The sequence below is a fragment of the Maribacter thermophilus genome (assembly GCF_001020565.1).
GTDB classification, from domain to species: Bacteria; Bacteroidota; Bacteroidia; order Flavobacteriales; family Flavobacteriaceae; genus Maribacter; species Maribacter thermophilus.
The window spans coordinates 3,226,894-3,248,156 of sequence record NZ_LDAS01000001.1 but is presented as its reverse complement, the minus strand read 5'-3'; the positions used below and the strand labels follow the sequence as shown (position 1 = coordinate 3,248,156).

Here is a 21,263-nt window from a genome sequence, read left to right as displayed (position 1 = left end):
TATTCTTATGCAAAGGTATTAGGTCGTCTCTATCTATCCATATCAATAAAAGAGAAATTAACGATAAAATAATGAGAACTATTCCTCTTCCCAACCTTTTGACCGTTCTACGGCTTTTTTCCATTTGGCATACAAACGTTTTCTCTTTACACGGTTAAAAGTGGGTTTAAAAATCCGGTCCATAGGCCTATTCTGATCAATATCGGCTTGACTCCAAAGACCTACCTGAATACCTGCAAGAAACGCCGCTCCCATGGCCGTAGATTCTATGACCTCTGGCCTATGTACCTCAGTATCCAATATATTGGCCTGAAACTGCATTAAGTAATTATTGGCACATGCACCACCATCTACCTTTAAATCTTCTAATTGAATACCCGAATCGTCTTCCATCGCCTTTAATATATCTTTGGTCTGATATGCCAAAGATTCCAATGTTGCCTTAGCCAAATGGGCTTTTCCGGTATCTCTGGAGAGTCCAAAAATGGCTCCTCTTGCATACATATCCCAATAAGGTGCCCCCAAGCCCGCAAAGGCGGGAACAACGTATACCGAACTATCGCCCTCTACCGAACCTGCCAAAGCTTCTGTTTCTTCCGCACTTTCTATCAATTCCAGACCATCTCGCAACCATTGTATTGCAGCACCGGCAATAAAAATACTTCCTTCAAGAGCATAGTTTACTTTACCATCCAAGCCATATGCTATGGTCGTTAACAATCCATTTTTAGAAAACTGAGGTTTTTTTCCTGTATTCATCAACATAAAACACCCAGTGCCATAGGTGTTTTTGGCCGTTCCTTTCTTAAAGCATCCTTGCCCGAACAGAGCGGCCTGCTGATCACCTGCAATGCCAGCTATGGGAATACGGACCCCATCTATCTCATAATCGCCAAAATGATAGGCCGAAGGTTTTACTTCGGGCAACATAGTTTTAGGAATGTCCAAAACCTCTAAAAGTCTTTTGTCCCACTTAAGGTTAACAATATCGTACAACATGGTTCTAGAAGCATTCGTGTAATCGGTATAGTGATTTTTATCAGAGGTCATATTCCATACCAACCAAGTATCTATGGTACCCATGAGCAAATCTCCTTTCGCCGCCTTTTCTTTTGCTCCTTTTACATTGTCTAATATCCATTTTACTTTAGTGCCGGAAAAATAGGAATCTATAACCAATCCGGTTGTTTGTTTTACGTGTTCGGTAAGCCCCTCTCTTTTAAGATGCTGGCAAATATCAGCGGTACGTTTGTCTTGCCAAACAATGGCATTGTAAACCGGCTCCCCTGTTACTTTATCCCAGACCACCGTAGTTTCCCTTTGGTTGGTAATACCTATTGCCTTAATATCTGAAGGGTTTACATTGTTCTCTAAAATCAATTGTTTTAAAACGTCCAGTTGTGAATCTAAAATTTCTTTTGGATCGTGCTCCACCCAACCTGATTTAGGAAAAATCTGTTTGAATTCCTCTTGCACCATTCCTTGGATCTTTCCTTTGTCATCAACTAAAAGCGCCCTTGAGCTGGTTGTTCCCTGATCCAGGGCAATTATATATGTTCCCATAAGTAAAATTGAATATTGCAGGTCTATACTGTTACCAATAGACTACATTTTCTAAGTAATATAACCTGATCTACCGAGTTTTCAAAAAAACAGGCTATTTAAGCTCTTGCTATACCAAGATTAAAATTCCCATGAATATTCTCGCTCTACACAACATATTCTAACATGGTAATAGCTATACCAATCTTTGATTCCCTTAGATTGCGCCACTAAATGTTGAGAGTTGTTCTTCCAGGCAGCTATAGCCTCTAGGCTCTCCCAATAACTCACCGTAATACCTATATCTTGCCTTGCACTTTCTATACCCAGATATCCGGGTTGGTTTTTGGCCAATTCCACCATTTCTTCCGCCATGGCTTCATATCCATTGTCTCCTTCCCTTCGTTTAGAAGTAAATATTACGGCATAATAAGGTGTATTGTTCATCTTATTCTATAAATTCCTTTTCTAAAAAATACTCTACGATCGCCTCTTTCATCAAAACTGTTTGTTCTCCGGCCTTTAAAGGGGGCAACGCTTCTTTAACACTGTAATGGGGCCAACCTTCCTCGTCAAAAAACTCGAACTTATAATATCCGTATGGCTCCAACAGACGACAAATGGCGATGTGCATAAGGTCTAACTTGTCGTCTTTCTTATACTTTCTATGATATTGTCCCAATTCCTGTACACCTACTAAATATATAATGGCATCCAATTCTAATGGATCCCCGTCAGAAAACCGTTGAGACAACTTTTCTACCAAAACCTCCCATCTTTCTTTAAGTTGTATATCTCTTGCCATAATGCTATATCGTTCTTCGCCTGATATTTTTTACAGGTATAAAGGTACTAATCAATGTTCTATATTTGTCAAAACACCCATGAAATGAATATTTTGGATATTGTTATTGGAATATTGCTGGCCTATGGTCTTTGGAAAGGTCTAAAAAATGGTCTTCTCGTAGAAATAGCTTCCATAGTTGCATTGATCGCCGGTATCTTTGGGACCATTCACTTTTCTTATATAACGGGCAATTATCTTTCGGAGCGAATGGACTGGAATGAAAAATACATCAATATCACTGCCTTTATAATCACTTTTTCAATTATCGTAATAATAGTACATATGGCAGGTAAATTGTTGACGAAAATTGCAGATTTTGCCATGTTGGGCCTTTTGAACAAAATAGCCGGAGGTTTGTTCGGTGCCCTTAAAGTAGCCGTAATCATTGGTGCCCTTTTGATCTTCTTTGAACGATTGAACGCCAATTTAAACCTAATAAGCGAAGAAACTAAAAGCGAATCGTTGTTTTACACACCACTATCAGAGATAGGATCTTTTGTTTTCGAAAAAGTGCTGGAAAGAAACGCAATAAACGAGGAAAATATTTGATGGATTAATGACAAAAATCATGGTTTAAAAATATTATTTTCATAAAAAACAGGTATTTTGTCGAAAAAAGATAAAATTTTACCGACATAAAAATCATTTTTCATTATCATTACGGCGTCAATTCCCCAATTGACATAGAACACATAAGATACCCCAATCTTATTCTTTCCTACGAGTGCTGTTAGAACGGCCTACTTACAAATAAGACACTATATGAAAATGAGATTACGTTACGTAGTCCCTGTTTTATTTGTAATAGTTTTAGGTTCCTGTACCAGCGAGTCTCTAGACGAAACAACGGCACATGAAGCGGAAAATGTATTTACAGTAGAACAGGAGCTTTTGGAGATTGTGAACGATTACAGATCGTCTGTGGGTGCGGTTCCATTGAAGTTTAGTGAAATAGCTTATAAATATGCTAATTCACATACCGATTACATGATTGAAAAAGGAAGTATAAACCACGATAATTTTAGCGCTAGGGCCTCTAGCATTAATTCAGAGGTCGGGGTAGAAATAGTAGCCGAGAACGTAGCCAAAGATTACGATACTGCCATGGAGGCCTTTAACGGGTGGTATGATAGTAATAACCACAAAAAAACAATGGAAGGTGATTTTACCCATACGGCCGTAAGCGTAAAAACAGACCCCTCGGGCAATTTTTATTACACTCAATTGTTTTATAAGGAATAACCAGACCAATTATATTCAAACCAATAAAAAAGCCTTTGTATTCCAAAGGTTTTTTTATTGGCCCTATTCAAGCATAAGATCGTTGTTTTTTATAACTTTCGATAAAGTTATAATATGAAAATTAGAGCACCTTTTAACCTCAACAAATGGATCCAAGAAAACAGGGACACCCTAAAACCCCCTGTTGGCAACAGAAACCTATATAAAGATGCCGGCGATTATATTGTCATGATCGTGGCCGGACCAAATGCCAGAAAAGACTACCATTACAACGAGACCGAAGAACTTTTTTATCAACTAGAAGGAAATATCGAGGTACATATACAAGAAGATGGGCAAAAAAAAACAATGAAACTAGGGCCTGGCGATATGTACTTACACCCAGCCAAAGTACCCCATTCCCCTGTAAGGCACGAAAACTCCATAGGGTTGGTTATAGAGCGTAAAAGAGTGGATTTAGACGCTAAAGATGGCCTGCTCTGGTTTTGCGATAACTGTAACAATAAACTATATGAAACCTATTTTAAACTGAACGATATAGAAAAAGACTTTTTGGGCCATTTTAAACATTTCTATGGTTCAGAAGATTTAAGAACATGTGATAAGTGCGGCACTGTAATGCCGGTCGATGATCGCTTCATAGCCAAAGAAGAATGATCGTGCTCGTACTTGCCAAAATAGTTAGTATCATAGTCGCCTTAATGCATCTATATTTTCTATGGCTAGAAATGTTCGTATGGACCACGAAAGGGAAAAAAGTTTTTAGAAACTTTCCCGAAGACCTATTTGAACCTACCAAAAGTATGGCGGCAAATCAAGGTCTTTACAATGGATTTCTTTCCGCGGGCCTTATTTGGTCCGTTCTAATAGATGACCTCTTGTGGGCCGCCAATATTTCATTGTTCTTTTTAGCCTGCGTTCTAATGGCTGGAATATATGGAGGACTGTCCGTCTCAAAAAAAATATTCTTTATTCAAGGTATTCCTCCGATCATAGGCATAATACTTTGGTTAACAATAAGATTAACTTAAAACCACGTGGTTTGTATTAAGCAGGTTATTCTTTGTATTTTTGTTTAAATATAACAATTTGGTTTAAAAAAGTTACAAAATGTCAAAAATCGCTATAGAATTTGGAATAGAAGAAGCTTTGAAAGCTTTAGGTATTAAAGATATTAATGACGGGTCTTCCACTGGGTCCTATAGTTTTTCATCCGGTGAAACTATAGAATCATTTTCTCCCGTAGACGGATCTTTGATCAGCAGTGTTAAAGGTACTACAGCATCAGATTACGAAAAAGTAGTGCAAACTGCCCAAAAGGCATTTCTAACATGGCGCAAAAAACCCGCTCCACAACGTGGTGAAATAGTACGTCAATTTGGAGAAAGGTTAAGAGAGTTAAAGGAACCCTTAGGCAAACTGGTTTCCTACGAAATGGGAAAAAGTTACCAAGAAGGTCTAGGCGAGGTACAGGAAATGATAGATATCTGTGATTTCGCGGTCGGTCTTTCGCGTCAATTGCACGGCCTTACCATGCATTCTGAGCGTCCTGGACATAGAATGTACGAACAATACCACTCTTTAGGAATCGTAGGAATCATCTCTGCATTTAATTTTCCCGTAGCGGTATGGGCCTGGAATACGGCTTTGGCTTGGATCTGTGGAGATGTATGCATTTGGAAACCTTCTGAAAAAACTCCTTTGTGCGGAATAGCCTGCCAAAATATAGCTGCAGAAGTTTTCAGAAAAAACAATCTACCCGAAGGTATTTCTTGTCTAATAAATGGAGACTATAAAGTGGGTGAAATGATGACCCACGATAAACGAGTACCCCTGATTTCTGCGACCGGTTCAATTAGAATGGGAAAAATCGTTGCCCAAGCCGTTGCCGCTCGCTTAGGCAAGTCGTTACTGGAACTGGGAGGTAACAATGCGATCATAGTTACCCCCGATGCCGACATTAAAATGACCGTAATCGGTGCCGTATTCGGTGCAGTAGGTACGGCTGGCCAACGTTGTACTTCTACCAGAAGGTTAATTATTCACGAATCTATTTACAACAAGGTAAAAGAGGCTTTAGTAGCCGCTTACAAACAACTTAGAATAGGAAACCCCTTGGACGAAAACAATCATGTGGGTCCCTTGATAGATACAGATGCCGTAGCCCTTTACGAACAAGCATTACAAAAAGTGGTAGAAGAAGGAGGCAAGATCATTGTAGAGGGAGGCGTACTCTCTGGAGAAGGCTATGAAAGTGGATGCTATGTAAAACCCGCCATTGCAGAGGCACAGAACAACTTTGAAATAGTACAGCACGAAACTTTTGCTCCTGTACTTTACCTTCTAAAATATAAAGGGGATGTCGAAAATGCCATAGCCATTCAAAATGGAGTAGTACAAGGGCTTTCATCCGCCATTATGACAAACAATTTAAGGGAAGCGGAGACATTTCTTTCCGTAGCCGGCAGCGACTGCGGTATTGCCAATGTGAACATCGGAACCTCAGGAGCTGAAATCGGGGGAGCCTTTGGTGGTGAAAAAGAAACCGGTGGTGGCCGTGAAAGTGGCTCAGATGCATGGAAAGTGTATATGAGAAGACAAACCAACACCATTAATTACACTACCGACCTTCCCCTTGCCCAAGGCATTAAATTCGATTTGTAATATTTACTACCAAGAAACGGCCTAAAACCTACAACTTTAGGCCGTTTTTTGATTTGGGTTTTCAGTGGTCCAGCTTCCGGTCACCAAATTCTGCAAACCAAGCACAACTACCATACATAAAAACCGAAATAAACTAAGTATTTTCTTTTTTACAGTTTTCATATTCTTATGATTCTACAATCAAGATAAAGCATAGTTGCCAAAAGAGGTCTCTATTCTGTATATTTCGTTTTAAAAACTGTACGAACTGTATTCTGATATTCTACCCTAAACCGTCGCAAAGAAAAAGCTCCATAAATGTATTAATGGAGCTCATTCCTAAAACCAACTAACTCAAATTTTTTAACTATGCCTATCTCAATGCCGGAACTTCGTCGGGAGAGATAGTAAGCTCTTTTATTTGTCCCTGCAATTTCCTATTTAATATCCTTAAAGAAAAATCGATTTATGTCTACTATACCATAACCTGTATAAATGACATTGAACCTTGTATAACTGGATATCGTTTTTACCTGATTATTAGCAATTAAGACTCATTTTTTATCATAATTTTAAGATTTTTTTAATACATTGTACGCTAAACACTAAACATATATGAACAATGACTAAAACAACAACAAATCTACTGCTGATGTTGATTACCATTCTGGCAGGTACCTATTTCTACATTACCTGTTGTAGTGAATGTGGAGACAGCACGGTAGAAGAACCCCCGAAAGAAGTGGCCACCCCCGTTGTTCCCGAGACAACATCCTATCCCTTTGCCCTGCAAGACGGCTCATTTTCTTACAACACAAATGACAATTATAATTTTAACATTTCATCTTCCGATATTCTAATGCCATTGGCAAGCAGCTTGGAAACTGGCATTGATACCTTAAAATCGTTTTTTCAGGTAAATCCAGCAAAGGTAGTGGATATAACAGGTTACTACACCAGTGAAGAAACCAATACCTCCGCTTATCCAAATCTTGGTATCGCAAGGGCAAATGCGGTGAAAAATAACTTTGTCTCAAAAGGAATATCTTCTGCAAGTATTAACACTTATGGTAAATTGATGGACGAAATGGTACCGGAAAACAACATTTACCTTGGGCCCATTACTTATGCCCTTGGTGAACAAACGGAAAATGCAGCGGAAGAACTTTCTGCCCTGTATGAAAAAATAAAAGCCGATCCTTTAGTACTATATTTTAACACCGCGGAAGCATCCATTAACCTAAATTCCGAACAACGCCAGAAAGTGGCCGATATATCTAGATATCTGGATAAGGTCGAAGGTGCCGCCGTAAATGTAATCGGACATACAGATAATACCGGACAAGCCGCCACCAACATGAACTTAGGGCTGGACAGGGCAAATTTTGCGAAGAACTATTTGATGCAAAACGGCATCTCCGAAACAAAAATAAATACTTCTTCCAAAGGTCAAACAGAACCTATAGCCGATAACTCAACAGAGGAAGGAAGAGCTCAAAACAGACGAACTGTAGTAACCCTTAATTAATTATTAAATAACAATTAAAACAGTAAAAAATGAATTTTGAAAATATGAACATCTGGTGTTGGCTTATTCCACTTTTAGTTGGTGTAATTTGTGGAATCTTAGGGTACCTTATCGGTAAGGGAAGTAGTACCACCATTGATAATTCTGCCGAATTAAATATATTGAAGGACAAAAACTCAAAATTACAAGCAGATTTGGATGCCTGTAACAAGAAAGTTTCCACAAACACAAACCTAGGTGCTTCAGCAGCCTCTTTTGCCGCCGGAGCCGTAGCAGCTTCTATTCCTTTTGATGGCGCTGCAGCAAAAGCCGTGTTCGGAAAGACCATAAAACAAGACGACCTAAAAGTGGTAGAAGGTATTGGACCTAAAATTGAGGCAATGTTCAAGGAAGCAGGTATAAAAACCTGGAAAGCTTTATCTGAAGCCTCTGTCGCCGATTGCCAAAAAATACTGGATGGCGGTGGAAAACGTTACCAAATACACGACCCTGCATCTTGGCCAATGCAAGCTAAAATGTGCTACGAGGGTAAATGGGAAGATCTTTCGAAGTGGCAAGACGAACATGACCACGGTAAACTATAACCAATAACAAACTGACCAAACGAAAACCCCGATCTATGTAAGATCGGGGTTTTGCATTTTTATAGATAAAATTTAATTTTTATAATGCTCCATTAGGTTCAACCCATTTAAAATGGTATTGGTCTTCAGGAAACTTCATGCGTTCCGCAATACGTTCTAACCTAGCAGGAAGTTTTAACAGATAGTCGCGCGCCTTTTCAGCTTCCTCGCTCAAAGACCTAATAGTCTCTAGCTCCCAATACGTATTTAATTTTCTTAGTATATCAACATAATCCTGTGCAGTATACACCCCTAAACGCTGGGCACAATTGGAAAAATTCTCAAATGCCGTACCTATGGTACCTCCAGATTCGCGTAAGAAATGTGCCGGCATTACAATTTTTTTCTTCATCATGTCGGCAAAGGCCAACATCATCCCAGAAGGATCCTCGCCGAATATTGTTTTAACAAACTCCCTATAGGCCAAATGATGCCTCATTTCATCACCTGCGATGATCGTACACATTTTACCCAATAAGGCGTTTCCTTTTTTCTTGGCCATCTGCCCCACACGCTTATGTGAAATGTTGGTGGCCAGTTCTTGAAAAGAAGTGTACACAAAGTTCTTATAAGGGTCGCGGTCGGTACCAATATCAAAACCATCGGAAATTAAATGTTGGGTCGTAATTTCAATTTCCCTCATATTTACCCGTCCGGACAAGTATAAATATTTGTTCAACACATCGCCATGTCTATTTTCCTCACCTGTCCAAGCTCTTACCCATTTGGCCCAACCATTGGTTTTATAATCCCCGTGCTGGTCAATTCCAACAACATCCATTAACCATGATTCATAGGTGGGCAGTGCTTCCTCGGTAATGGTATCGGCTACCATGGTTACCCAAAAATCATATCCCAAATCTTTCGATTCTTCCCGTATTTCCTTTACCTTTTCTATAAAATCATCCTGTTCAGAATCTGGCAAAAAGTCACTAGGTTGCCAAATCTTTTCTACAGGAATAAGAAAAGAATCCATAAAACCAGCTACTTTAGGTTCTAAGGCTTGCATTACCTCTAGTCTTATATTTTTTTCTGCCATAATTATATTTTTAATCAAAGTTCGCCAATAATATAATGAATTGAACTTAAATAAATCTCTTTTTTTAATTTCTCCCTGTTTCGCCCGGATAATAAGTATGTACGGGCTCGCTCTGCCAATATTCTTTTGTATCTACATTCATTGCCGTTAATGGCCCTTTAAAAGCTGCTCCCGTATCTATGTTCCAAACATTTGCAGCATTTTGCGGGGTGGTTTCCCCTATGCGGGTCACCGGGGTATGACCAATATATATTTCTTTATATAAAGTTAACCGTTTTGGATAGATAACGGCATCTTTCTTTAACTCTGGGTTTAAGGCCAGGGCCAACTCCCAAAGGGTGCGATCCCAATAAAACGTTTTGGTAAAATATTCATGATCAATACCCTTTAGATTAGTGAACCCTGCATGTAAAAAAAGTCTGTTTTCATCATCCAAATAATAATTTCGGAGATTTTTGTAAAAGGCGATATGACCTCTTTTTGTTGCTTCGTCAATGTTACTGTACGAAGCCACCGTGGCGTTGCCCCCGTGCATAAACCATGTGGGGTTGTCTTTGCCCTTGGCAAGCCATTCATAACACAACTCATCATGATTGCCCCTTAAAAAAATGCAATTATGGGATGATTTTAACTCTATTAGAAAGTTAATGGTTTCAACGGCATCGCTCCAACCATCTATATAATCTCCCAAAAATATGAGTGTATCCGTTTCTGTAACACCAACTTTTGCCAATAAATCTTGTAATGCCTTTAATCCCGAATGTATGTCTCCTATAACAAATGTTCTATCTGAATTCATTTAGCAAAAATCGCAATTACCCCAATTACAACAATAATAAAAAGGATTAAAAAGAAGATTTTCCAAAAAGAATAAGGTCTGCTTCCGCTTACTGCACCCGTTTGTCCATTGATATAAAAATTAAACTCCTTTCCGTCATATCTGTAAGAACTAATGTAAACGGGCAGCAACACATGTTTAAAAGTTTCATCGGTGAGTTTAATATCCGCGTTGGTTATACGTTGTGTGTCTCCCCCTATATCTTTCCTAATCCAATCATAGGCAATATTCTTAGCTTTCTGAAACGATTGGCGATGCCCCTCCTTCAAGGAAACCGTGTATTTTTCGGTCACAAAGCCTGATAAATATTTTGAATTAAAAGGCACTAGATCTTTTAAATTCCAAAATGCGATCTTCGTTGGAATAAGGTTTCTTTTTCTCTGTGAGGCGTTGACCAGAATATCATCGACAAAACCATTTACATTGCCCGAAGCACTTGACCATCTTGTTTTTCTAACTTGCCTTGTTCGTTTTCCTTTACTGGTATTATAGGTTTGTGTTTCGTAATAATAATCTCCTCTCTGCCCTTGGTACGATGCAAAAAGATTCGCATCAAAAGTCCAATATGGCAGATACAACCCATGCATTCCTTCTGGATCTAAGGCAGCTCTTTTTAGTTTATTGGGCGCAAACCAAAGATTACCTACCCATGTCTTGAATATGTTTCGCGCCTTTTTAGCATCTAACTGAAAAGGAACCAAGGCACCAGGCAGAATCCACCCCTCTGTTTCCGCATCTTCAAGAATCAAAGGTTCCCCACAGTATACACAGTCCAATGATTTATAATGCTCTTCAACATGTTGGTTGGCCCCACAATTCTTGCAATGCAATAATTCTATGGTATTGGTATGGGCATTTTCTCCTACCACTTTAAGATAATGCTCTAACTCCAGCTCCTCAAAACTGCTTTTAGATTGCTCTATAAATTCCTCATATCCACAATATTCACAGGTAAGTTGATTTGAACCAGGTTTAAACTTTAGCTCAGCGCCACAATTGGCACAGGCTTTCTTCTGTTCTGATGCTTTAATATCTTCCATAGAAATAACTACCACCTTTACACAAAGTGAACAACTTTCTTGCTTTTATATTTATTAAACCGTTGGCAACGGTGGTGGTGTATTGCCTCCCAAAAAGGATTTTAGTTCCTCTATGTCTTTTAAGGCACTCCAGTTGGCCATGCCTTGTTTCCAAATTAAAGAATCTCTATTTATGGTTCTACTCGCAAAAAGTTCTTTTAACCTTTCAAAGGATACGGGCCCCATTTGTTGCCCGTTTACGGCATAATAATAATTTACCTGGACAGGAACCGGGGGAGGTGCCATAGAAGCTTGTTGAGGTTGCGTTGGTTGCCCTATAGCTTGGCCTCCCATTAAACCGCCCATTTGTTGGGCCAAGACAAAGCCCATACCCATGCCCATACCTGCACCTGCAGTTCCGCCTTCGTTCTTGGCCGCAGCTTCCATTGCTTTTGCCGCTTTGAACTGGGCTAGCTTGCTCATATCCAACTTGTCTAAACGACTATACTCGAAAATTTCCTTTTTAAGCTCTTCCGGCATCGATACATTCTCTATATAGAATTTTTCCAGTTCTATACCTACCCTGTTAAATTCTGGCTGCATCACCTCTTGGCAGGTTTCAGAAAGTTCGCTTGTGTTGGCGGCATATAACTCTATAGGTAGGTTTGCCTCGCCCACAGTATCCGTAAAACGCGTAACGATCAAACTTTTTAAATGTTCGTTTATTTCAAAATTGGTGAAATTGCCATCCGTTCCAACAACATCTACGATAAATTTACCCGGATCGTTAATTCTAAAACTATACGTACCAAAAGCTCTTATCTCTACCAAGCCAAAACGGTCATCGCTTAACATAAACGGGTTTTTAGTTCCCCATTTCTCATCGGTAAAAAGTCTTGTGTTCACAAAATAAACTTCGGCCTTAAAAGGGCTGTCAAAACCATATTTCCACCCTTTTAAAGTCGTAAGTATCGGCAAGTTTTTTGTGTTCAATGTGTAGGTGCCAGGTTTAAAGACATCTGCCAGTTGGCCTTCGTTTACGAAAACGGCCATTTGACCTTCCCTTACAATTAACTGGGCATTGTTCTTTATTTCGTTCTGATATCTTTCAAATCTATGTACTATTGTATCGTTCGAGGCATCCAACCATTCTACGATATCTATAAATTCATTACTTAATTTCTTCTTTATCTCATCAAATATGCTCATTTTTCTATCTTTTTTAATTGTCCTAAAAAGGTAGGGAATTCCATCATACCCAACAAAAAATGTGGTTACCAAACCATTAAAAATAAAATATCCCCACTATTCGAATATTTAGACTTCCAATAATCCACAACAAAGTTTATATTGGCCCTTTTTTCTGATTATCTTAGAAAATCTAATTTTACCTTTTGTATGAAAAAAGTCTTTTGCATTGGAGAGCTGTTGATCGATTTTGTTGCCGAAAACCAAGGAAAAAATTTATCTGAAGCCAAAGAATTTACAAAAAAAGCCGGCGGTGCACCGGCAAACGTTGCTTGTGCCATTAGCAAGCTAAACGGCAAAAGCGCCTTTTTAGGATGTGTGGGAAATGATCCGTTCGGTGCTTTCTTGCTTACTATTCTTAAAAATGAAAATGTGGATATCTCTTCGGCACAGCTTTCGGATACTTTTACGACCCTAGCTTTTGTTTCTATAGACGAAGATGGGGAACGAGACTTTGTCTTTAGCAGGGGGGCCGACAAAAAACTAAAATATGACCCTGCTTTGAAAAAAGAGTTTCACAACAATATTGTTCATTTTGGTGCCGCCACGGCCATGCTCGGTGGAGAGCTGGAAGAGGCCTACGGCAGGTACTTGTTCGATGCACTGACCCAAAATTCATTTATAAGCTTCGATCCCAATTATAGAATGGACCTCTGGAAGAACAAAGAAGAATTGTTTATAAAAAAATGCACCCCTTTTATTGAAAAATCACATTTATGTAAGTTCAGTTTAGAGGAGGCCCAATTACTATCCAACAAAGAAAACTTGGAAGAGGCCTGTAAGGTATTTCATGAAATGGGCGTACCTATAATCGTTGTTACCCTTGGAAAGGAAGGAACCTTGTTAAGCACCCCAAAATTTTCAAAAACAATTGAGAGCATACAGGTGAACCCTGTGGATACCACGGGTGCCGGCGATGCTTTTATTGGGTGCTTGCTTAAACAATTTTCCATGCACGATAATCTTGACAAAGTGTTGGAAGACGAAAGCCAACTTACACAAATGATCGCCTTGGCCAATAAAGCGGGCGCCATTACCACTACAAACTTTGGTGCCATAGAGTCTCTACCGACACCCGAACAATTGGAGGCTTAACACGGTAAGGCCGTAAATAAAAATGGTCGAAGGCTTAGTTATATTTTACCTTTCTTAAAACCCTTAAAGCCTCTTTCATAGAGCTATATGTTTCAGGAAATTTTTTCTTGGTCAAATTTTTGGCAAGTTCCATCTGGGACTTGGCCTCTTCGAACCCGTTTAGGTAGCATATGAGATAGGTATCCGCCATATGTTTCATGTCTTCCTTTTCCCTCGGTTTTAAAGGTATATTGGTTTTTATTTTTGCCAAAAGGGAATTGTTGTTGTTATAGACATGGAACAAAGTTTTTTTGTCATATTGAGGCGCCTCGAACAATAACTCCGATTCTATCTTATAAGTGCCGTTATCTTGAAAGTTAATGACTACTTTTTCTAACGGAAAATATTTCTGTTTTGTCCCCAAGCCCAATTGCACATACTCTATGGTTGTAAAAGAATCTTCATCAAAGGTAATTGTAACCTCATCAAGGTTAGAGTAAAAGAGTTTTACCTGTTCGTTTATAAGCTCTATATCTACCCTGTAATAATACGTTTGATCTTTCACAGTTTTAGTATTGCCTGCCCAACAAACTACGAACTGCTCTTTAAAAACTTTATAGTGGCTGTCCAGATCCCTATGTCTGTTATTCAAAAAATCTATGACACCGTCCAGTGTAAGTTCTATATTATTTCTGGCATGCTGTTCTATGGTGGCTACAGTTTCTGAATTGAGGTCCTTTAATTGTATACCGTAGGCTTTTGGCAAACTTATACTGCCTTCCCTAAAGAATACCATGCCCCCATAGTATTTCCAAATATTCTTGCGCAGGGCACAAACCTTACCTATGGACCTAATGGTAACCAGCCCTACCACCTTACCTTCGGGTAAATGCGGAAAGGGTATGTTCTCATATGAAATTAAGGGAGGGTTGTCCAGATAGGCATTTACCAAGTTCTGGATCTTACTGTCATCAAAAAAATCTACGCCAACAATTTTATTGTCCTCGTCCTCTACCCCCACCACAATAAAAGAATTATTGTCAGGGTTACTATTGGCCAAGGCACATACGTGTTTTAAAAACTTGGCTTTTCCCTCTTTCTCGCCGATAGAGATAAAACGTTTTTTGTCGTAAAAACTATTTTCGTCATTATGGGCGAGCAAGTTTTTGACAAGAAGACGTTTATTGATCATACCTTCTTATTCACAATTGTTGAAGAGGCCTGTGCTGTAGGCATTACCACTAAATCGGCAATATTCACATGGTATGGCCTGGTAACTACAAAATAAATAACATCTGCAATATCTTCTGGTTTTAACGGTGTAAAACCTTTGTACACATCATTGGCCCGTTCATCGTCCCCCTTAAAACGAACATTACTGAACTCGGTCTCGACCAACCCCGGGTTTACGGCACCAACCCTTATTCCATATTGATTTAGATCTATACGCATGCCTTGGTTTATGGCATCTACCGCATGTTTGCTTGCACAATATACGTTTCCTTTAGGGTATACTTCTTTGCCAGCGGTAGATCCAATATTTATAATATGCCCCTCTTTTCTTTTTATCATTTGTGGCAAAATTGCCTTTGAAACGTATAACAAACCTTTAACGTTGATATCAAGCATGGCATCCCAATCATCTAGATTGCCTTCTTCAATTGGATCAAGACCATGGGCGTTGCCAGCATTATTTACCAGCATATCGATCTTGGAAAACTCTTCGGGCAAAGAAGCCACTGCCTGTTGAACGGATGCTTTGTTTCTCACATCAAAGTTCAAAGTAAAGACCCTAACCCTTTTTTCCAATTTGTTCTTAAGATCGTCCAACCTTTCTTGCCGCCTACCACATAAAATAAGATTTATGCCATTTTTAGCAAAAAGTTCTGCCGTAGCTTTTCCTATACCACTGGTGGCCCCTGTTATAAAAGCAGTTTTACTCATACTCAAAATATTTTAAGGTACTTCATGACCATTGCTTGCCTCTAACAACAAAAACCAATCTTCCAATTCTAACTGTAACATAGTGGACCTTATAGCGGACTCTAACCTCTTGGGAGTGGTCGTACCTACAACAGGATATACCTTGGACGGATGTCTTAATATCCATGAAAGCAACAATTGATCCTCTGTTACGCCATATTTGTCACATAGTTTATGAAGTACGGTTTTTATTCTTTTGGTCTGTTCGGTATTTTCTTTAAAATAAACTCCCAACGGACTCCAAGACATTGCCAATCTATTGTTTGACATACAATCGTCTAACGTGCCATCGTACATTACAGAGTTGGAAGTTAACGAATATTCCACTTGGTTTCCTTCGACCGGCACGACCGTTTCTAAGAGCCTAATTTGCGATGGCGTAAAATTCGACACCCCAAAATGCCGGATCTTTCCTTCTTTTTTTAATCGGGTAATTGCTTCCAACACCTCATTGGGATCCATTAAAGGGCTGGGCCTATGCAAAAGCAGCATGTCCAAATATTCTGTCCGTAGTTTCCGCAAAGACCTCTCGACAGACCAAACAATATAATCTTTGCCGTAATCATAATGCTTTACCTTGTTATCCCTGGTTTCAGCTTTAAATTGAATACCGCATTTACTGATCAATTGAATATCTTCCCTTTTAATGCCACTTTTAGAAAAAGCGTTCCCGAACTGATCTTCATTGGTATAATCACCATATATATCGGCATGGTCAAAAGTGGTAACCCCTAACGCCAAACAGTGGTTCATAAGGGATATCATCTCTTCTACCGAAAAATCTTTGCCCCATTTGCCCCAAGTCATGGTGCCAGCTATAATTCGCGAATACATAGAGGTTCTTTCCATAAAGAAGTTAAATTAAAAATAAATCCCTTAAATACTTCATAAAAATAAGGGACTTTGGCTTTTTTTAACCAATCGTTAACAGCGACTCAGTGAATTAATTTTCAATTTGCGTAACTGTTAATTTTTTAAGCTAAATTACGCCAAAAACAAGCTGATACATGGAAGAAAATACTACTGTTGATATAAGTGCGGTAAATGAGAAGATTGCTCAGGAAAGCGCATTTATAGATTTACTTGTTCTTGAAATGAACAAGGTCATTGTTGGTCAAAAGCACATGGTCGAAAGATTGTTGATCGGGCTTTTGGGCCAGGGCCACATACTTTTGGAAGGTGTTCCGGGTTTAGCTAAAACATTGGCAATTAATACGTTGGCCAAAGCCGTAAAAGGAAGTTTTAGTAGAATACAATTTACACCGGATCTTTTGCCTGCTGATGTTGTGGGAACGTTGATCTATAACATGAAAGAAAATGATTTCTCCATTAAAAAAGGCCCAATTTTTGCAAATTTTGTCTTAGCGGATGAGATTAACAGAGCCCCTGCCAAAGTACAATCGGCTTTATTGGAAGCTATGCAGGAAAAACAAGTTACCATCGGCGACGAAACTTTTGTGTTGGACAAACCATTTCTGGTAATGGCAACCCAAAACCCTGTTGAACAAGAAGGTACCTACCCATTGCCCGAAGCACAGGTAGACCGTTTTATGCTAAAAACGGTTATAGATTATCCCAAAATGAACGAGGAGCAACTTATAATGCGCCAAAATCTTTTGGGGACCTATGAAACCGTAAAACCAGTGGTATCGCTAAAACAGATTCTTAGTGCACAAAAGGCGGTGCGCGAAGTTTACATGGACGAAAAAATAGAAAAATACATTCTTGATATTATTTTCGCTACCAGATATCCCGAAAAATATAATCTAGAAAATCTAAAACCCCTAATAAGTTTTGGGGCATCTCCACGTGGTAGTATCAATTTGGGTACGGCCGCAAAATGTTATGCTTTCATAAAAAGAAGGGGTTATGTGGTTCCGGAAGATGTTAGGGCCGTGGTACATGACGTGCTAAGACATAGAATAGGCATTACGTACGAGGCCGAAGCGGAAAACATTACCTCTGAAGAAATTATCAATAAGATCGTTAACGAGATAGAAGTGCCATAAATCAGTTCACAGTTGTCACTAAAGGTTCATGACCCGTTCAAAGAATAGAAGATGACCTTCTCACCGACTTCTGCTTGATAATCACTGTTAACTGAAACAAATGGATACCAAAGAATTACTCAAAAAAGTTCGTAAGATTGAAATTAAGACACGCCGTCTGTCCGACCATGTATTTGGTGGGGAATACCATTCTACGTTCAAGGGTAGAGGTATGACATTCAGTGAGGTGAGACAATATCAATTTGGCGATGATGTACGTAGTATAGATTGGAACGTTACCGCCAGATATAATGAACCATATGTAAAGGTTTTTGAAGAAGAAAGAGAGCTTACCATGATGCTAATGGTAGATGTGAGCGGATCGGAATTTTTTGGTACCAAAAACCAGTTTAAGAACGAAATTCTGACCGAAATATCGGCAACCCTAGCCTTTAGCGCCCTACAAAACCATGACAAGGTAGGGGTCATCTTGTTCTCTGATCAGGTAGAATTATTTATTCCACCTAAAAAAGGAAAAACCCACGTTCTTCGAATAATACGGGAACTATTGGAGTTTAAACCCGTTAGCAATAAGACCAATATAGCAGAGGCCTTAAAATACCTCACCAACGTAATGAAGAAAAAAGCCATTGTTTTTATGCTGTCCGATTTTATTGCTTCCGATTACGAACGAACATTAAAGATCATTGGAAACAAACACGATGTTACCGGAATAAGGGTATATGATGAACGCGAAGAATATATTCCCAATCTTGGAATGGTTCAGATGATGGATGCCGAAACGGGAAAATTACAACTGATCAACACCCAATCTAAAAAGGTCCGCAACTCGTACACAGAGTTTTATCGTGAGCGAGTTGATTATTTTAGGGATACCTTTACAAAAGCGGGATGTGGCGTGTTGGATTGCAGAGTGGACGAAAGCTATGTCAGAAAACTTTTAGGGTATTTTAAAAGAAGAGCTTAATGCAAATTAAAAGAGTACATTTTAAAGTCAATACCATTTTACCTTCTGTAAAATGGATACTTATGACGTGCTTATTTCTTTTTTCACTTGTAGGTTTTTCTCAACAAAAGCCCATCATCTCCACAGAGATAGACACTACCTATATTAGAATTGGAGAACAGATTCACTGGAAAGTTTTGGTGGATGTAGACTCTACCGACCAAGTTATTTTTCCTGAGGGACAAACATTCTCCCCTCTAGAAATGGTAGAGGCATTTGCTACCGATACCACCCGAAAAAAAGATAGACTCACCCTTCATAAAATATATGCCCTTACACAATTCGATTCTGGCGCATACAAACTTCCCGCACAAAGAATAGACATTAATGGCATCGGTTATTTTACGGACTCTATGATGATCAATGTAGAAACCGTACCGGTAGATACCATTGCCCAGAAAATGTATGATATAAAACCGTTCATCAATGTGGACAAGGTGCCTACAGAAAGATGGAAGTATGTAACCATCGCTTTATTGGCCTTATTGTTATTGGGCGGCATATTTTATTGGTTCTTTATTCGCAAAAAGCCTTTAACACAAGAAGAAAAAGAAGCCTTATTGCCCCCATATGATCGTGCCCTCTTAGAGTTAAAGCGATTGGAAAACTCTAAATACTTGATCCAAGATGAATACAAGCAATATTATTCAGAGCTAACCACCATCGTAAGGTCTTATTTGGAAGAAGACGTCAATGTATCCGCCTTGGAAAGTACTACAGGACAGCTAATAGAAAAGCTAGAGTTACTAAGTGATTCGGGAGAACTGGAATTGGAGAAAGACACGATCAATCAATTCAAAAATATCTTACAAACAGCAGATTTGGTAAAATTCGCCAAATCAAAACCTTCTACCTCTAAGGCGGAACAAGATAGAAAACTGGTAGAACAAATTGTCGTAAAGACCCATGATGCCCTGCCAGAACCTACAGAGGAAGAACTTCTGCAACAAGAGGAATACAAAGAAGAACTGAGCCGCAGAAAACAAAAGAAAAAGCTTATCATAGGGCTGTCCTCTTTGGCAGGTATACTTGTCCTCGCCATTTTGATCGCAGGACTAAAAATAGGTTTTGCACAGTTAAAGGACACCGTTTTCGGACATCCTACCAAAGAATTGTTGGAAGGTGATTGGATATCAAGTGCATACGGGTATCCGCCTATTATATTGGAAACCCCTAAGGTATTGGTAAGAAACGAAGTAAAATTGCCTCCCGAGGCCAAAGCAAACATTCAAGAGATTCAAGCTTTTAGCTATCGAAGTCCCGAAAGTTTGTTCACCGTGGGAACGACTTCCATTACCATGAACCAAGAAGCCCAGGCCGCCTTTGACCAAACTATTGAACAGATAATTGAAGGGTTCGAAAAACAGGGGGCCAAAAATATTATTACCAAACAAGAAGAATTTACCACTATTGGTGGCGTAAAAGGCATCAAGGTATACGGTAGTGGAGATTTTGCCGTTCCCGACTCCGAAGAATTGGTCAAAGGAAAATACACCGTTTTATTATTTGGAGGAAAAGGCTTTCAGCAAAATGTAATTATTACTTGGTTAGATGAAGATATGTACGCACAAGAAATGGTAGATAGAATTTTAACCAGTGTTGAGGTAAAAACCGATGTTTAAATGTTAGAGAATATATCATTCGCAAATCCTGATTTCTTTTGGCTATTTCTCTTATTGCCATTGGCTATCCTTTGGTATATCTTTAAGAATAAAGAAGAAACCGCCGCCCTTAGGATCTCTACCCTTCAGGGTTTTCGGCACAATAGTTTGTTACCCAAATTAAAACCTGCACTGTTCTTGCTCAGGTTGCTGGCCCTAAGTGCCATTATAGTCGCCATGGCCAGACCACAGACCGAAGATATTTCTACCCGTACCAAAACGACCAAAGGTATAGATATTGTTATGGCCATCGATGTATCTTCAAGTATGTTGGCCCGTGACTTAAAACCAAATCGGCTCTCGGCCCTTAAAAAAGTGGCATCCGATTTTATCAAAAAAAGACCCAATGACAGAATAGGGCTCGTAGTCTACGCAGGTGAAAGTTATACAAAAACACCGATAACTACCGACAAAGGCATTGTGCTAAACGCATTACGTGATATTTCATATGGCCAATTAGAAGACGGTACCGCTATTGGTATGGGACTGGCAACCTCGGTAAACAGACTTAAAGAAAGTAAGGCCAAAAGTAAAATTATTATTCTTTTGACCGATGGGGTAAACAACTCTGGTTTTATAGAGCCCCAAACCGCCGCAGACCTTGCTACCGAATATGGAATAAAAACATACACCATAGGCCTTGGCACCAATGGCAATGCCCTTACACCCATTAACTATAATGCCGATGGGTCTTTTAGGTACGGTATGCGCCAGGTAGAAATCGACGAAGAACTGTTGGAAAGTATAGCAGAGGTGACCGGGGGCAAATACTTTAGGGCCACCAACAACGAAACATTGGAAGAGATCTATGACGAAATAAACAAGCTGGAGAAAACAGAGATAGAAGAGTTTAAATATTACAGATATGAAGAAAAATTTAGACCTTGGGTTTTATTGGCCGGGGTATTTCTTCTATTAGAATGGGTTTTGCGAAATACCTTATTTAGAAGTTTTATATAGT

General features: G+C 39.2%; 22 protein-coding genes. 12 read left to right on the top strand and 10 right to left on the bottom strand.

Annotated features, from left to right (window positions below; genetic code table 11):
* Positions 1-78: 78 nt before the first annotated feature.
* The 3 genes from glpK to AB657_RS14060 all read right to left on the bottom strand — a co-directional run bounded on the left by glpK (position 79) and on the right by AB657_RS14060 (position 2,347).
* Positions 79-1,563, bottom strand: a complete 1,485-nt coding sequence (gene glpK / locus AB657_RS14070; RefSeq protein WP_047247070.1) for a glycerol kinase GlpK — start codon at positions 1,561-1,563, stop codon at positions 79-81.
* Between the two features lie 120 nt (positions 1,564-1,683).
* Positions 1,684-1,989, bottom strand: a complete 306-nt coding sequence (locus AB657_RS14065) for an antibiotic biosynthesis monooxygenase family protein (RefSeq protein ID WP_047247069.1) — start codon at positions 1,987-1,989, stop codon at positions 1,684-1,686.
* Between the two features lies 1 nt (position 1,990).
* The gene (locus AB657_RS14060; protein ID WP_047247068.1) at positions 1,991-2,347 is read right to left on the bottom strand and encodes a hypothetical protein; all 357 of its coding nucleotides are present in this window, start codon (positions 2,345-2,347) and stop codon (positions 1,991-1,993) included.
* An 84-nt stretch (positions 2,348-2,431) separates the two neighbouring features.
* Here AB657_RS14060 and AB657_RS14055 point away from each other — a divergent pair, with 84 nt between their 5' ends.
* From AB657_RS14055 to AB657_RS14025, 7 genes are all read left to right on the top strand, one after another.
* On the top strand, positions 2,432-2,938 hold the full coding sequence (locus tag AB657_RS14055) for a CvpA family protein (RefSeq protein ID WP_047248011.1): 507 nt from the start codon (positions 2,432-2,434) through the stop codon (positions 2,936-2,938).
* 213 nt (positions 2,939-3,151) lie between these two features.
* The gene (locus AB657_RS14050; protein ID WP_047247067.1) at positions 3,152-3,631 is read left to right on the top strand and encodes a CAP domain-containing protein; all 480 of its coding nucleotides are present in this window, start codon (positions 3,152-3,154) and stop codon (positions 3,629-3,631) included.
* A 114-nt stretch (positions 3,632-3,745) separates the two neighbouring features.
* Complete coding sequence (locus tag AB657_RS14045; RefSeq protein WP_047247066.1) at positions 3,746-4,288, top strand: 3-hydroxyanthranilate 3,4-dioxygenase; 543 nt, start codon at positions 3,746-3,748, stop codon at positions 4,286-4,288.
* A complete protein-coding gene (locus AB657_RS14040) occupies positions 4,285-4,662 on the top strand; it encodes a DUF1304 domain-containing protein (RefSeq protein ID WP_394332524.1) in 378 nt (125 codons plus the stop codon). Before AB657_RS14045 ends, AB657_RS14040 begins: the two co-directional genes overlap by 4 nt.
* A gap of 79 nt (positions 4,663-4,741) precedes the next feature.
* On the top strand, positions 4,742-6,295 hold the full coding sequence (gene amaB, locus AB657_RS14035) for an L-piperidine-6-carboxylate dehydrogenase (protein ID WP_047247065.1): 1,554 nt from the start codon (positions 4,742-4,744) through the stop codon (positions 6,293-6,295).
* Positions 6,296-6,896: 601 nt separating this feature from the next.
* Positions 6,897-7,802 (top strand): OmpA family protein, encoded by a 906-nt coding sequence (locus tag AB657_RS14030; protein WP_047247064.1) that lies wholly within the window; start codon positions 6,897-6,899, stop codon positions 7,800-7,802.
* 29 nt (positions 7,803-7,831) lie between these two features.
* Complete coding sequence (locus AB657_RS14025; RefSeq protein WP_047247063.1) at positions 7,832-8,386, top strand: hypothetical protein; 555 nt, start codon at positions 7,832-7,834, stop codon at positions 8,384-8,386.
* A 79-nt stretch (positions 8,387-8,465) separates the two neighbouring features.
* Here AB657_RS14025 and AB657_RS14020 read toward each other — a convergent pair whose 3' ends face one another.
* From AB657_RS14020 to AB657_RS14005, 4 genes are all read right to left on the bottom strand, one after another.
* Positions 8,466-9,464 carry an acyl-ACP desaturase gene (locus tag AB657_RS14020; protein WP_047247062.1) on the bottom strand — a complete coding sequence of 333 codons (999 nt, stop codon included), beginning with the start codon at positions 9,462-9,464 and terminating at the stop codon, positions 8,466-8,468.
* Between the two features lie 64 nt (positions 9,465-9,528).
* On the bottom strand, positions 9,529-10,263 hold the full coding sequence (locus AB657_RS14015) for a metallophosphoesterase family protein (protein WP_047247061.1): 735 nt from the start codon (positions 10,261-10,263) through the stop codon (positions 9,529-9,531).
* Positions 10,260-11,342: a hypothetical protein gene (locus AB657_RS14010; RefSeq protein ID WP_047247060.1), complete on the bottom strand. Its 1,083-nt coding sequence runs from the start codon at positions 11,340-11,342 to the stop codon at positions 10,260-10,262. The genes AB657_RS14015 and AB657_RS14010 overlap by 4 nt, the downstream gene beginning before the upstream one ends.
* Before the next feature lie 54 nt (positions 11,343-11,396).
* Positions 11,397-12,530, bottom strand: a complete 1,134-nt coding sequence (locus AB657_RS14005) for an SPFH domain-containing protein (protein ID WP_047248009.1) — start codon at positions 12,528-12,530, stop codon at positions 11,397-11,399.
* Between the two features lie 189 nt (positions 12,531-12,719).
* Between AB657_RS14005 and AB657_RS14000 the strand changes: the two genes are divergently transcribed.
* Positions 12,720-13,664 (top strand): carbohydrate kinase family protein, encoded by a 945-nt coding sequence (locus AB657_RS14000; protein WP_047247059.1) that lies wholly within the window; start codon positions 12,720-12,722, stop codon positions 13,662-13,664.
* Between the two features lie 34 nt (positions 13,665-13,698).
* On the opposite strand, the gene AB657_RS13995 is transcribed toward AB657_RS14000, so the two are convergent.
* From AB657_RS13995 to AB657_RS13985, 3 genes are read right to left on the bottom strand one after another with little or no spacing between them, the layout of a single operon-like run.
* The gene (locus AB657_RS13995) at positions 13,699-14,835 is read right to left on the bottom strand and encodes an ATP-binding protein (protein ID WP_047247058.1); all 1,137 of its coding nucleotides are present in this window, start codon (positions 14,833-14,835) and stop codon (positions 13,699-13,701) included.
* The gene (locus AB657_RS13990; protein ID WP_047247057.1) at positions 14,832-15,587 is read right to left on the bottom strand and encodes an SDR family NAD(P)-dependent oxidoreductase; all 756 of its coding nucleotides are present in this window, start codon (positions 15,585-15,587) and stop codon (positions 14,832-14,834) included. Before AB657_RS13990 ends, AB657_RS13995 begins: the two co-directional genes overlap by 4 nt.
* A 12-nt stretch (positions 15,588-15,599) precedes the next feature.
* Positions 15,600-16,475, bottom strand: coding sequence for an aldo/keto reductase (locus AB657_RS13985; protein ID WP_047247056.1), 876 nt, complete (start codon positions 16,473-16,475; stop codon positions 15,600-15,602).
* A 158-nt stretch (positions 16,476-16,633) separates the two neighbouring features.
* On the opposite strand from AB657_RS13985, the gene AB657_RS13980 reads away from it, so the two are divergent.
* The 4 genes from AB657_RS13980 to AB657_RS13965 all read left to right on the top strand — a co-directional run bounded on the left by AB657_RS13980 (position 16,634) and on the right by AB657_RS13965 (position 21,262).
* Positions 16,634-17,635, top strand: coding sequence for an AAA family ATPase (locus tag AB657_RS13980; protein ID WP_047247055.1), 1,002 nt, complete (start codon positions 16,634-16,636; stop codon positions 17,633-17,635).
* Between the two features lie 100 nt (positions 17,636-17,735).
* On the top strand, positions 17,736-18,602 hold the full coding sequence (locus AB657_RS13975) for a DUF58 domain-containing protein (protein WP_047247054.1): 867 nt from the start codon (positions 17,736-17,738) through the stop codon (positions 18,600-18,602).
* A gap of 62 nt (positions 18,603-18,664) precedes the next feature.
* Positions 18,665-20,263, top strand: a complete 1,599-nt coding sequence (locus AB657_RS13970; RefSeq protein ID WP_232304888.1) for a hypothetical protein — start codon at positions 18,665-18,667, stop codon at positions 20,261-20,263.
* Positions 20,264-21,262: a vWA domain-containing protein gene (locus AB657_RS13965; protein WP_047247052.1), complete on the top strand. Its 999-nt coding sequence runs from the start codon at positions 20,264-20,266 to the stop codon at positions 21,260-21,262.
* The last annotated feature ends 1 nt before the right edge of the window (position 21,263 follow it).